We start from the raw sequence: 13067 nt of genomic DNA, 5'->3' as shown, positions 1-13067 counted from the left end.
CAAATCGCATTCGGTCTGGAAACCCGGACAAGACATGATCGAAAATGCCCAAGTGACGCGGCTTGCCCACGCACTTGAATGTGCTGATTACGATGAACTATATGCGCTCTCCCTCGCCGATCCTCAGAGATACTGGGACGGGGTCAATGCATTTTGCGGCATCCGCTGGCGCAAGCCTTATACCGGCTACGCCGATTTCTCACGCGGACCGGAATTTCCGGATTGGTTCCCGGGCGGGCAGCTGAACTGGACCGATACGTTGCTGGGCCATGCCGACAGAGAGCCCGAGCGACCTGCTGTCACCGGTGTCACGGAGTCTGGTGAGACTGAGGTATTGAACTACGGTGAGTTGCGCGAACGTGTGCAGCGTTTTGCCGGCGGACTGAAGGACAGGGGCATTTCCCGTGGTGACCGTATTGGTTTCCTTATGGAAAACGGAATCGCCGCAACAGTGACCTTCCTTGCCATCAGCTATGTTGGGGCAATTGCCGTGCCGCTCTTCAGCGGTTTCGGCAGCGATGCGATCCTCGCCCGACTACAATCCTGCGATGTTGACGCGCTGATCGTCAGCACGGGATTCGAGCGGCGCGGAAAGTTCGTTGCTACCAAAGGCACCATCACGGCAGTAAGGGCGGCGCTTCCTCCCCAGACTGCAATCATTCAGAAGCTCTCGCCCGCCGGTCCGCAAGAGATCTGGCATGGAGCGGTGAATTGGGACGATCTTGCCGCATCCGAACCTCTGGCCGAGCCCGAAGTGATGGAAAGTTCCGATCCTTTCATGCTCATCTATACGTCAGGAACGACCGGCAAGCCCAAGGGCACGGTGCACACCCATGGCAGCTTTCCAATAAAAATCGCCCATGATGCTGCGGTACATTTCAACGTCTCGCGCGACGTTGTTTACTGCTGGCCGGCGGACATGGGGTGGATCGCGGGGGCACTGGTGCTGACCGCGGCGCTGAGTCACGGCGCCCATCTGATCTGCTACGACGGTGCACCGGATTACCCAGACTGGGGCCGTATGGGCCATCTGATCGAAGACCATGCAATCACCCATTTCGGCTCTGCCCCGACATTGATCCGGGGCTTGGCCGCCAATCAGGATGTCAGCACCACCGCGGATATGTCCTCGGTCGAGCTGCTGATCACCGCTGGCGAAAGCATCGCGCCCGAGCATTTCACTTGGTTCCAAGACCATATCGGACCAGGCAATACGCCGGTCATCAATTACACCGGCGGCTCTGAAGTGTCAGGTGCGTTGCTATCGAGTGTTGTAACGCGACCGATCCCCTCGGGGTGCTTTAACGCCCGTTCGCCTGGCATCGCTGTGGACGTCACCGACGCCAATGGTCGATCGGTCACCGGCGAAGTAGGTGAGTTGGTCGTGCGGGAGCCTTTCGTCGGCATGACGCAGAGCTTCTGGCATGACGACACACGCTATTTGGAGACCTATTGGGCGTCCATCTCTGATATCTGGGTACATGGCGATCTGGCCGTTCGCGATACCGAAGGCAATTACGTTCTGGTTGGGCGCTCGGACGACACTCTGAAGGTTGCAGGCAAAAGGGTCGGTCCTGCCGAGGTCGAAGAGATAGTCGTCGAAATCGAAGGAGTCCGCGAGGTCGCCGTAATAGGTGTCGACGATCCGGTAAAAGGCCAGGCGATCGCAGTTTTCCTCACCTTGCGAGGCAGCGCGAGCGAGGGCCTTGCAACCGCGGTGGGCGCCCGTATCCGCGAACGGTTGGGCAAGCCGTTTTCACCCAAGGCGATCTATGTCGTCGCGGATTTGCCCAAGACAAGGAGTTCCAAAATAATGCGCCGGGTCGTGCGATCGATTTACTCAGGGCAACCCGCCGGAGACATATCGTCGCTGGTCAATCCGGAAGCCATCGATGCAATCCGTCAAGTCCTCGACGGACAAAAAGTAATACAGGGAGTATAAGTCCATGGATCTGATGCTGAAAAGGAAAAAAACCCTGATTACAGGCGCTTCGCAGGGCATTGGAGAAGGTCTGGCCGAAGTCTTCGCCGAGGAAGGAACTGATCTTCACCTCGTTGCTCGGCAGATCGACAAGCTGGAGCAACTCGCGGCTCGCCTCCGCGATGCCCACGGCGTCACCGTCACGGTGCAAGGTGCTGACCTGACGCAACCTGAGGCCGCCGTGCAAATAGCCGACGCGGCGGGCGACATCGACATCCTCGTGAATAATGCTGGCGCAATTCCGGCAGGCGATCTTTGGCAGGTTGACGCCGAAGCTTGGCGGCGAGGCTGGGAAGTGAAGGTCATGGGCTACATCGACATGACCCGGCTTTTCTACGCGCGGATGAAGGCACGGGGTCACGGCGTCATCCTTAATAATATTGGCAACGGTGGCGAGAACTTCGATGCACGTTACGTGGCAGGCAGTACAGGCAACGCCGCGCTCATGGCCTTTACCCGTGCAATCGGCGGAGCGAGCCTCGATGACAACATTCGTGTCATCGGCGTGAACCCCGGCCCTGTTGATACGGACCGGATCACGAAAGTGCTCAAACTGCGTGCCCAGGATCAGTTCGGAGACGCAGATCGCTATGTTGAGTTCCTGTCCCATTATCCCTTGGGGCGCGTCGCCAAAGTGCGTGAAATCGCTGACCTTTTCGCTTTCCTGGCGTCTGAGAGATCTGGTTACACCTCGGGCACGATCGTCACCGTTGACGGCGGCATCACTTCACGCCGTTCAATCGGAGGCTGAACAATGAAATTATATGAGAGCTTCGATGGGTTTGCGATCGACCGTCCGTCGGATGGCGTGCTGCGTATCTTGCTGAACCGCCCAGACCGTCTGAACGCCCTAGACGAGGATGGGCACCGCCAGCTTGCCGACATCTGGCGAGTGATTGCGCGGGATGATCAAACCCGTGCTGTCCTGCTTGCCGCCGAAGGCCGGGCGTTCTCTGCTGGTGGCGATTTCGCGGTGGTTGAGGATCTGGCCACCCGACCCGAAGCCCGTGCGCGGATGTTCCGGGAAGCGCGCGATCTGGTTTTTGGGCTGATCGACTGTCCCAAACCAGTGGTGTCGGCAATCAAAGGATCGGCGGTAGGGGCCGGCCTCGCGGCGGCGCTCCTGTCTGATATTCCGGTCGCAACGAAATCAGCCAAGCTTGTCGACGGGCATGTCCGGCTTGGCGTGGCTGCAGGCGATCATGCGGCGATCATCTGGCCGCTTCTCTGCGGGATGGCAAAAGCCAAATATCATCTGCTCCTGAACGAGCCGGTGACGGGCGAAGCCGCCGAACGGATGGGGCTTGTGGCGCTTTGCGTCGAGGACGACGAGCTTGACGCGCAAACCATGTCGATTGTCGAGCGCCTAGCCGCCGGGTCCCCCTCGGCCCTGCAATGGACCAAACATTCGCTTAACAACTGGTTGCGGCTCGCCGGCCCCAGCTTCGACGCCTCCCTAGCGCTCGAAATGCTCGGCTTCACCGGAGGTGATATGACGGAGGGGCTCAAGTCCCTGCGCGAACGCCGCGATCCTTCATTTGCCAAGTCGTCGGGAATGTAAAAGACCATGGGGCCTCAAGCTGAATATTTTGACCTGCTGACAAAGGGTCAGTTTCGTATCCAACGCTGCAACGATTGCACCTCGGCGGTGTTCTATCCGCGCACCCATTGCCCTGAATGCGGTGGCACTTTGACTTGGGCCACTCCGAAGGGAACTGGCGTCGTCTATTCTACCACGATCATCCGCCGGAAGCCGGAACATGGCGGCGATTACGGTGTCGCCCTTGTCGACCTTAGCGAAGGTGTTCGCATGATGGCACAGATCGTCGATTGCGCGCCGGAGCACGTCCATATCGGTATGCCGGTCCGCTACGCCGGGATCGGACCCAACGCCGACACCATCCTCTACCGTCCGGAGCACGCAGCATGAATGCACATTTCCGCGAAAAAGTTGCAATCGCCGGTGTTGGTCAGGCCGGGCTCGGCAATGCAAAGGGCTTCACCGAACTTGAAATTCTTGCCCAAGCGGCGCATGCTGCGGTCGCCGACGCGGGCCTTCGGATGAGCGACATTGATGGTTTGGCTACCGCAAGCGTGCTCGCTCCGATGTGGGCAATGCCTGTCATTGAATACCTCGGGATCAAGCCGAGCTTCATCGACAGCACCATGCTGGGCGGGTCGAGCTTCGTCGCCCATCTTATGCCCGCGATCCACGCGCTGAATTCGGGGGAGTGCAATGCCGTTCTCGTGTGCTACGGCAGCACGCAGAGGAGTTCGGCGATCAGCCGCAAGGTGATCGCAGGCGTCCGGCGTGATTTCGATCCGCAACCCTACGAATATCCTTACGAGCCCCTCAACCCGCTGAGCACATACGCTATGGCCGCTGCGCGCCATATGCACGACTACGGTACGACGCGCGAAAACCTCGCCGATGTGGTGGTGGCCGCCCGCGCTTGGGCCATGCTCAATCCCGAGGCACAGCGGCGGGATCCGTTGACACGGGAGGAGGTACTCTCTGCCAAGATGATCTCCGACCCGTTGAGCGCGCTTGATTGCTGTATGGTGAACGATGGCGCCGCGGCCTACGTCCTCATTCGCGCTGACCGCGCCAAAGATTTGCCACATCCTCCGGTTCATGTGTTGGGCAACGCCACGCGGGTATTCGCCCGCCAGGGATCGTCCCTCCCGAGACTGACAGAGACGGCCGCGGTGGAGACCGGACGCGAAGCGTTCCGCATGGCGGGTGTTGCGCCGGCCGACATCGATGTTGCCGAGGTCTATGACGCCTTTTCGATAAACACGATCCTGTTCCTGGAGGATCTCGGTTTCTGTCCGAAAGGCGAAGGCGGCGGCTTCGTGGCCGATGGCGGTATCGCGCCGGGCGGCAGGCTGCCGGTCAACACCAATGGGGGAGGCCTGTCGTGCATACATCCCGGAATGTACGGCGCATTCATCATGATCGAGGCTGTTCGCCAGCTTCGCGGCACGTGCGGGGAGCGGCAAGTCGCCCGCGCAGAACTCGCGCTCGTTCATGGCAATGGCGGCACGCTATCAAGCCAGTCGACCGCAATTCTTGGCACATCGGCGACCGTCTGACGCTGAGGCACATCAAACAAAAAGTCGTTGGACGAGATCCAACGGCAAAGAGGAAAAAATATGAAAATCAGCGGTATTGCCAACTTATTTGCATCTGCTTGAAAACAACATCAAGCACGCCATTCAGGCGGTCATTTCGGCAGCATAGCCTCGCCAGAGGTCGAAAGCATCGGACCTTGCGTGGCGGTATGAGACGGCGGAGAGTTGATAGCGTCGTGGGCGAAAAACGATGTTTATCTGATCATGGGCAGCCAGAAATCTTTGTGCCTGCCGGGGAGCCGCCCCATCAACTTGAAGTGGTCCTGCTTTTCTGGACCGTTTTACGGCTCAGCTAAGATGTAATCTGGTTGGTTTCATGCGGCCTTTTGCGTCTGTTCTGTTGTGAAGAATGCGTCGTTGGGAAATCGTTTGTCGAGAGCGGTGTGAGGCCGCTCGATGTTGTAGAAGCTGATCCAATCTTTAATCACGCGTTTGGCTTGGAACCCATCCTGCAATTCATGCAAGTATACGGCCTCCTGTTTGAGGGACCGCCACAGTCGTTCGATGAAGATATTGTCGAGATAACGGCCACGCCCATCCATCGATATTTTGACTTCAGCCTCAGTCAAAGTGGTGATTCAGGCTGCACTAGTGAACTGCGATCCTTGGTCGGTGTTCATAATCTCGGGCTTGCCGTATTTTACTATGGCCTCTTTTAAGGCCTCAACACAGAAGCTGGCGTCCAGCGTATTCGAGAGCCGCCACGCCAGCACCTTGCGCGTGGCCCAGTCCATGATTGCCACCAGATACAAGAAGCCACGCCGCAGTGGGATGTAGGTGATGTCACTGCACCAAACGTGGTTCGGGCGGGTTATCGGCAGCTTTCTCAGCAGGTATGGATAAATGCGATGCTCTGGGTGCTTCTTGCTGGTGTTTGGACCCTTATAAATAGCTTGCAGCCCCATGATCCTCATCAGACGGCGCACACGGTGGCGGCCAGCATGGAACCCATTTCTGGGCAAGTAAGCTGCGTTCTGGCGGCTGCCGAAGAATGGGTATTTGGTAAACACGCGGTCAATTTCATTCATCAAATCCAGCGTCTCAGCATTCACACCAACCGGCGTATAATACAGAGAGGACCGGCTGATCTTAAGCAACTTGCACTGCTTCGTCAGGCTGAGAGCAGTGCGGATACGGTCGATCAAATTCTTGCGTTCTGACGGGCTCATCGCTTCAGCCCTTGTGACAAAAAATCGTTTTCGACCGCCAATTTACCGATCTTGGCGTGAAGCTCTTTGACTTCGGCCCCGTTGTCTTCAGCTCGTCTAACCTTATCAAAAAACACGCCTGTCAGCCCATCGATAGCCTGCCGTTTCCACGTCGTCACCTGCGTTGGATGAACCTTGTGCTTCGCTGCAATCTCTTGCGCGGTCTTGTCACCACGCAGCGCCTCGAGCGCCACCGTAGCTTTGAATTTGTCTGAATAACTGCGTCTCTTCGTCATTTGTGTATCCTGTTTTCATGGTTGGATACATCTTAGCACGCCGTCCAATTTTGCCGGACGACTTCACAAGTTGAACCTGGCGTAATACCAGACAACTTGAGCAAAGATCTGGGGCCGTTTGCAGTTAACTTTCACTGTCTGCATCGACACGGTCTAAAATCAGATCATTGAACCAGCAATCTCACTCCCGTGAATGTGACAACACCGCGTCTACATAGTCACAAAATGGTTATCCTATTGAATTTTAGATTTTCTTGGCTCGCCTCAGTCAACTTTACAGTGCTTGATTCAGGCTGGCTTAAAGGTCAGAAGTACTCATTTGTCGTTGTTCGCTTCAATCAGGTCCGCGACTTGAAACAGCCTTGCCTCGTCAAACTTACGACCGCCAAGCTGCACTGAAATTGGCAGGCCCTTTGGGCCAAATCCCATTCGGACCGCAATTGCAGGCAGTCCGACCAGGTTCCAAGGCGCGGTGAAGCTGGGGGATTCAAGTCCGTCCCAGGTTGTGATTTCGTCCATGCGCGGGGCTTCACCAACCGCTGTTGCAGTAATGAGTACATCGACTTCGCGCATCATTTCGACTAGTTCCTGCGACAGCTCCTGCCGACGGCGCTGCGCCTGAATATAGTCGTTGGACGATAGCATCGAGGCAACGATGAGACGCCCCCTCAGCAAAGCCCCATAAAGGTGAGAGTGATTTTTAAGGGCGGCTTCATGAAGGGCGGCGGCCTCGCAATTCATGATAATCTTGTTGGCTGCAGAGTAGTCCAACAACGGTGATAAGATGACGTCGCGGACCTCTGCGCCCTCTGCGCACAGGATGTCGATGCTGCGTTCGATTGCAGAAAGAACAGGCGGATGCGCTGGCAGATCGTGTTCGTGAAAATGCCGTATGACGCCGACCCGCAGGCCCCGCAGGCCTTGGCCGATCAGACTGGAAAAGTCGGGAACCGGTTGGTTCTGGCTGGCGGGGTCGGTTGAGTCGTGGCCCGCCATATGCTGAAGAAGCATTGCACAGTCCCTGGCTGTGCTTGCCATCGGGCCGGCCTGATCGAGAGATGGGGCTAGGGGGAGCATCCCGGTACGGCTGCAGCGTCCATAGGTTGGCTTGATGCCAGTGGTGCCGCACATTGCCGCCGGTCCGCGGATCGAGCCGCCGGTGTCGCTTCCTGTGCCCCCAAGGATCAGGCCCGCAGCAACAGCCGCGGCCGTGCCGCTGCTTGATCCCGCGGTGAAGTGATCGGTGTTCCAGGGATTGCGCGCAGGCGGCCAGGGCAGGTCAAAGGATGGACCCGCCAGAGCAAATTCCAACGTTGAAAGTTTGCCAAGCATCACTGTGCCAGCCTCGGCCAAACGGCGCACCACGGTTGCGTCCGTAGTTGGGACGTTGTGTTCCAGCAACCTGGAATGCGCGGTCGTCCGGATGCCCGCCGTGTTGAAGATATCCTTGTGCGCGATGGGAATGCCATCGAGCGGTGTCCGGGGCCCCTCTTGCATGATCCGGCTTTCGGCCTGACGGGCTGTCGCCAGTGCCGTATCCGCCGTCACGGTTATGAAGGCGGCAATTTTGTCGTTTTCCGATTCTATCTGGTCCAGACAGGATTGCGTCAGCTCGACGGGAGAAATCTCTTTTCTGGCGATTAGGCGTGACGCCTCTGCGATTGTGGTTGGCATCATGGTCTTGGATCCACTTTGAAAACCAGCGGCGGCTCTGTTGCCATGTCTTGCGGTCTTTGGAGTGCGCCGACGATCCGCTGCATCTTGAGATAGCCATCACGCAGGGACGACAGGTCGGTCCCGTCGAGCGGCAGACCCGTTCGGCGGGCCAGTATCGCAAATTCTTCGAGATCGGGTTCGGGTGCCATTGAGAAGGGTCTACCATGCAAAAGGACAGGTCACGGGAAGCTGTGGCATGGCGTCAGGGCCGACTCCACAGAATGGTAATTAATAATACTAGTATCATGTTATTTTCGAGGCATGCAATCGGGGAGCGTACGAAATGTAGGATCAACTAAGCGCAGAGTACGATGTTCTGGTGGCGGGCGGAGGTATTGCAGCACTGTGCGCCTCGAAAGCTTCTAGCAAGAGCGGAAAGTCGGCGACTTGCGACGGATCGGCTCGTACGAAACGTCCACGCCACGTGCCAGCATCATCTCCTCGACCTCGCGCAGGCTCAAGATGAACCCCGTACATAACCAGACAACATGAGCAACGATCTGACGTAGAAACCAGTGGCGTTTGTAGCAGATTGTCACTGGCTGCATCGTTATCGCCTAAGACCAGATCAATGAACCAGCAACCTCACGTCCGGTAATGTGACAACACCAAACAATCGCATCGAAAGCGATCATGCCGCGCTGAAGAAAAGATTACGACCCATGCGCTGGTCTCGCACACCAGCCAGAGCCAATGCTGCACTCATATACCAAGCCGATCGAAGTTCTGGCTCCGGATGCGGATCATAGTATCCACAAGGAATTGAAAACTGCCCTTGAAGTGTCATACAAGCCCACCCTCAAGCGAGAGAATATAATCGCCCAGGTTAACTCACATCGGCAATCCCAGAGATTTCTGTCCGCGCATGATCAGGTTAACTTGATTCTCCGACCCCGCTGATTTCAACTCACCACAAAATCAGACCGCCACGCCCGAGTTGACGCGTTCAACCCTGGACCGACTATGGGAAAGAGATAGAACCATAACTTAATGATCGCTGACACTTTGCGTGACGCGACAAACGACTTGGCAACTTGGCGATCTCCACGAATTGCCCATCGGTTGGGTCCAAGCGCAGAATCTACCTTCTGCGCAAACAAATCTTTTTAATTCACATCCTTAATCAATTAAGGAAGCGGCTATGCACATGGAAACGTTCAGCAAGACAACGCCGCAAGAGTGTTATTGGGAAGTAGATGGTCTTCGGCTCGCTGGCCTGCAATGGGGGCCGCAAGATGGCATTCCGGTGCTGGCGCTCCACGGCTGGATGGACCACGCTTCGAGTTTTAGGGAACTTGCGCCGAAACTAACCGGATGCCACGTGATTGCGCTCGATCTGAGTGGTCAGGGTCTGAGCGCCCACCGCGCGGCGCATGCGACCTACAATATCTGGGACGATCTACCCCAGATTGCAGGGTTGCTTGAACACCTTGACTGGAAAAGTTGTGTGCTCTTGGGTCATTCGAGAGGGGCGAACATCGCTTCTCTTTTCGCTGCGGCGATGCCCGAGAAGGTGCGCGCATTGGTGGCGCTGGATTCCCTGTTGCCCGAGCCGGATGAAAACGGCGTGGTTACCTCCCTTAGAAAGTTTATCGAACAGACGAGCCAGCAGAAGGCGCGCCCGCCAAGATTATTCAAATCACGGGAGGAATACATCAATCGCCGGAGCGCAAGGGGCAACTCTTGGTTCACTGCCAGCGCGCTTGCCGACCGCGCGTTGGAGACAGGATCAGAGGGCTTTCGATTGCGTGCGGATCGCCGATTGTTCGCAAGTTCGGCCATCAAACTGAACTTGCAACAGCTTGAGGATGTACTTCGATCCATCCGCTGTCCGGTTCTCAACATCTGGGCCCGGGAAGGTGTTCTGCTCAACCGCCCAAAGGCTGCGGATGTGGCCAGCCTCGGGACGGCGCTCATTGTCGAATACGAAACGCATACGCTTGCTGGAGACCACCATTTCCATCTGCATCCCGATATCGCCGGACAGATTGCGGGGGCCATTCTTGATTTCACGACAAGGCACAAACTTTCGTAGCCTGACACGAACCACCTTGGCAGCCATCTTGTGGCGCATCTATAAATGGTGCACTAGTAGCCTTTAATTAGGATTGCAAAATGGTTGCACCCATCTCCCCGCCCCGGACCTCACGCCGCTTCCTGATCTTCGGAGTCTTAGCCAGCACGAGCTATTCGTTTTCCTACATCTTCGTGCGACATCTCGGTGCCGCGGGTCTTCATCCGTTTCAGATTGTCTTTTTCCGAACCGCCATTTGCACTCTTCTTCTTGTCGGGCTGACGCTGGCGCTACGCCGCAGTTTCCGTGCCAAAATGCCCGGAAAAATCCTTTTTCGCGGGTGTCTCAGTGCGTTGGGCCTGCTCTTATGGTTTTACGGACTAGTGCATCTGCCGCTTGCCGAAGCCACATCCCTCAGTCTGACCACGATATGTTTTGCAACACTGGGCGCCGCACTTTTTCTGGGCGAGCATGTGACGCGTTTCAGAATCCTTGCGATTCTCGCCGCGCTGTGCGGAGCGCTTGCCATTATCCGGCCAGGCGTTGAGGGGTTGCAGCCCGAGGCGCTGTCGGTTCTTGCCGCTGCGGCGTGCTGGGGAATAGCCGCCGTTCTGGTGCGAAGCGCCTCACGGTCCGAAGAGCCTCTGATCATCGCCCTTTGGACCAGTGCCGTCATTACGGTTTTCAGCCTGCCCGCTGCATTGCCATTCTGGATCTGGCCCGAAGGCTGGCAATGGGCGGAGCTGGGCGCAATCGGACTTCTGACAGCCTCGGGTACGCTGTTCTGGACAACTGCGCTCCGGCATGGGCAAACCACACAAGTCATCATCACCGATTTTGTGCAGCTGGCGTGGGGCGTCCTGATAGGCCTTGCCGCCGGTGAAGTTCTTGAGGGGTGGAGCGTGTTTGGCATCGTCCTGATCGCAAGTGCCACACTGCTTGTCGCGTTCGACAAAACGGTCAATCGGCCCTAGTCACAAACAGCTGACATGAAAAAGCGCCCGCATGCATGACGCGGGCGCTTTTATGAGTCCCTTGTTAGATTAGTGATCCTGCACCATGCGCAGGAATTGTTGCGTCCGGGGTTCCTTGGGGTTATCCAACACCTCGGATGGAGGGCCCTCTTCGACGATCACCCCCTGGTCCATAAAGACCACCCGGTCGGCCACTTCGCGAGCAAAGCGGATTTCATGGGTGACGACAATCATGGTCATCCCTGCCTCGGCAAGACTGCGCATTACAGCCAGCACCTCGCCCACAAGTTCCGGGTCGAGCGCCGAGGTGGGTTCGTCAAAGAGCATCAGCTTTGGTTTGGTCGCGAGGGCACGCGCGATCGCCACACGCTGCTGTTGGCCGCCCGAAAGCCGCATTGGGAGATGGTCAGCGTGTTCGCCCAATCCAACTCCGTCGAGTAGCTTACGGGCCCGTTCGTTGGCGTCCGAGCGGCTCATACCATAGACCTGCACCGGTGCTTCGGCGATGTTTTCCAGCGCGGTCTTGTGATCGAACAGGTCAAAGCTTTGGAACACCATGCCGATGCGGGCATCGGCCCGGGCCTTGGACAGTGCCTTGATCGGCACCATCTTGTCGCCTTTCTTTTCGTATCCTACAGGCTTTCCTTCGACTAGGATCTCGCCCCCGTTCAACTCTTCAAGGTGGTTGATCAGCCGCAGCAGTGTACTTTTGCCTGATCCGCTGGCCCCCAGAATGGCGACAACCTCGCCCCGGTGCACTTCGAAATTCACGCTATTCAGCACTTCGAGAGGTTCCCGTCCGCGCAGCTTGTAAGACTTGCGCACATTGCGGCAGACGACAAAGGGCATATCAGCTGTCTCCTGCACGTCTTTTGCCACGTCCGACGCCAGCGCCTTGATGATCACGTGATCGTCGGACGCATCAGATGCCTGGGCCGCGTCGGCGGGTTTCGGACTAGCCTCTTCCTCGCGGGGCATGGGCGTTCTCACCCCGGTCACCCAGCGAGACCACAACGACGGCGATTTGCTGAGCGTGCGCAGCTCCGGATCGATCTTGCGCTCCACATATAGCTGCCCGAACGAGATCAGTGTCGTGGCGCACAGATACAAAGTCGCCGCCGCAATAAACACCGTGAAGAAGTCAAAGTTGGTGGCCACGATCTGCTGGGCGCGGAACGTCAGTTCGTTTACGAAAACGATCGAGGCAAGGGACGTGCCCTTGAGCATCGAAATGGTCCCGTTCGAGATCTGCGGCGCGATGGCGCGCAATGCCTGTGGCAATACGATCCGACGCAAGGTCACGAAGGGCCCCATGCCTAGGGCCGATGCCGCAACGGATTGGTTGCGTTTGACAGACAGCAGCCCGCCCCGAATGAATTCCGCGGCAAAAGCCGCTTCGTTCAGCGCGAAACCGATAACGGCCGTCCAGAATGGTGACAGCAAAATCCCCATGCGCGGCAAGGCGTCATAGATGAAAATCAGCTGCAGCAGGATCGGCGTACCCCGCATGACCCAGATATAGAACCAGGCCACGCCGCTGAAGACCGGGTTGTTCGACATTCGCATCAAGGCCAGAAGCAAACCAAGTGCCAGCCCAGATACCATCGCGATTCCCGTGATCTGAATGGCAATCAACAAACCATTCAGAAGATATGCGCTTGTGGCATACTGCAGTATTTCCATTTCGAGACCTCACTGTCATGATTTTATAGTATACCAGTATACTCGTATTATCTGTCAACAGTTCTGGTTTTGGCGATGTCAGAAATCAACAGGATTGTCGGCTACGCTGAAATTCTTGGC

The 13067-nt window shown here is 57.0% G+C and carries 10 protein-coding genes and 4 pseudogenes; 8 read left to right on the top strand and 6 right to left on the bottom strand.

What is annotated here, in order from left to right:
- Window positions 1–34 precede the first annotated feature (34 nt).
- Genes ANTHELSMS3_RS24200 through ANTHELSMS3_RS24180 form a run of 5 tightly spaced genes read left to right on the top strand, consistent with a single transcriptional unit; the run spans window position 35 to window position 5077 of the window.
- Complete coding sequence (locus ANTHELSMS3_RS24200; protein WP_094037614.1) at window positions 35–1942, top strand: AMP-binding protein; 1908 nt, start codon at window positions 35–37, stop codon at window positions 1940–1942.
- A gap of 4 nt (window positions 1943–1946) precedes the next feature.
- Window positions 1947–2732, top strand: a complete 786-nt coding sequence (locus tag ANTHELSMS3_RS24195; protein WP_094037560.1) for an SDR family oxidoreductase — start codon at window positions 1947–1949, stop codon at window positions 2730–2732.
- Between the two features lie 3 nt (window positions 2733–2735).
- Window positions 2736–3542: an enoyl-CoA hydratase/isomerase family protein gene (locus ANTHELSMS3_RS24190; protein WP_094037559.1), complete on the top strand. Its 807-nt coding sequence runs from the start codon at window positions 2736–2738 to the stop codon at window positions 3540–3542.
- Window positions 3543–3548: 6 nt separating this feature from the next.
- On the top strand, window positions 3549–3911 hold the full coding sequence (locus tag ANTHELSMS3_RS24185; protein ID WP_094037558.1) for a Zn-ribbon domain-containing OB-fold protein: 363 nt from the start codon (window positions 3549–3551) through the stop codon (window positions 3909–3911).
- Window positions 3908–5077, top strand: a complete 1170-nt coding sequence (locus ANTHELSMS3_RS24180) for an acetyl-CoA acetyltransferase (protein WP_094037557.1) — start codon at window positions 3908–3910, stop codon at window positions 5075–5077. The genes ANTHELSMS3_RS24185 and ANTHELSMS3_RS24180 overlap by 4 nt, the downstream gene beginning before the upstream one ends.
- A gap of 123 nt (window positions 5078–5200) precedes the next feature.
- Here ANTHELSMS3_RS24180 and ANTHELSMS3_RS24175 read toward each other — a convergent pair.
- The 5 genes and pseudogenes from ANTHELSMS3_RS24175 to ANTHELSMS3_RS24155 all read right to left on the bottom strand — a co-directional run.
- Window positions 5201–5350 (bottom strand): annotated as a pseudogene (locus ANTHELSMS3_RS24175) (IS6 family transposase); the annotation flags it as partial.
- 80 nt (window positions 5351–5430) lie between these two features.
- Window positions 5431–6560, bottom strand: a pseudogene (locus ANTHELSMS3_RS24170) (IS3 family transposase).
- 315 nt (window positions 6561–6875) lie between these two features.
- Window positions 6876–8234 carry an amidase gene (locus ANTHELSMS3_RS24165; protein ID WP_254694981.1) on the bottom strand — a complete coding sequence of 453 codons (1359 nt, stop codon included), beginning with the start codon at window positions 8232–8234 and terminating at the stop codon, window positions 6876–6878.
- The gene (locus ANTHELSMS3_RS24160) at window positions 8234–8425 is read right to left on the bottom strand and encodes a hypothetical protein (protein WP_094037555.1); all 192 of its coding nucleotides are present in this window, start codon (window positions 8423–8425) and stop codon (window positions 8234–8236) included. Before ANTHELSMS3_RS24160 ends, ANTHELSMS3_RS24165 begins: the two co-directional genes overlap by 1 nt.
- A 225-nt stretch (window positions 8426–8650) precedes the next feature.
- Window positions 8651–8824: pseudogene (locus tag ANTHELSMS3_RS24155) on the bottom strand (IS6 family transposase); the annotation flags it as partial.
- A gap of 599 nt (window positions 8825–9423) precedes the next feature.
- On the opposite strand from ANTHELSMS3_RS24155, the gene ANTHELSMS3_RS24150 reads away from it, so the two are divergent.
- From ANTHELSMS3_RS24150 to ANTHELSMS3_RS26200, 3 genes and pseudogenes are all read left to right on the top strand, one after another.
- A complete protein-coding gene (locus ANTHELSMS3_RS24150) occupies window positions 9424–10311 on the top strand; it encodes an alpha/beta fold hydrolase (protein WP_094037613.1) in 888 nt (295 codons plus the stop codon).
- 80 nt (window positions 10312–10391) lie between these two features.
- Window positions 10392–10763 (top strand): annotated as a pseudogene (locus ANTHELSMS3_RS26540) (EamA family transporter); the annotation flags it as partial.
- Entirely contained in the window at window positions 10764–11264 is a 501-nt protein-coding gene (locus ANTHELSMS3_RS26200) for an EamA family transporter (protein WP_254694960.1), read from the top strand.
- 69 nt (window positions 11265–11333) lie between these two features.
- On the opposite strand, the gene ANTHELSMS3_RS26415 is transcribed toward ANTHELSMS3_RS26200, so the two are convergent.
- Window positions 11334–12947 (bottom strand): amino acid ABC transporter permease/ATP-binding protein, encoded by a 1614-nt coding sequence (locus ANTHELSMS3_RS26415; RefSeq protein WP_094037553.1) that lies wholly within the window; start codon window positions 12945–12947, stop codon window positions 11334–11336.
- Window positions 12948–13067: the final 120 nt, after the last annotated feature.

The sequence above is a fragment of the Antarctobacter heliothermus genome (genome assembly GCF_002237555.1).
Classification (GTDB): domain Bacteria; phylum Pseudomonadota; class Alphaproteobacteria; order Rhodobacterales; family Rhodobacteraceae; genus Antarctobacter; species Antarctobacter heliothermus_B.
Note: the sequence above shows the minus strand (reverse complement) of the source record. Positions and strands in the feature narration are given on the sequence as shown.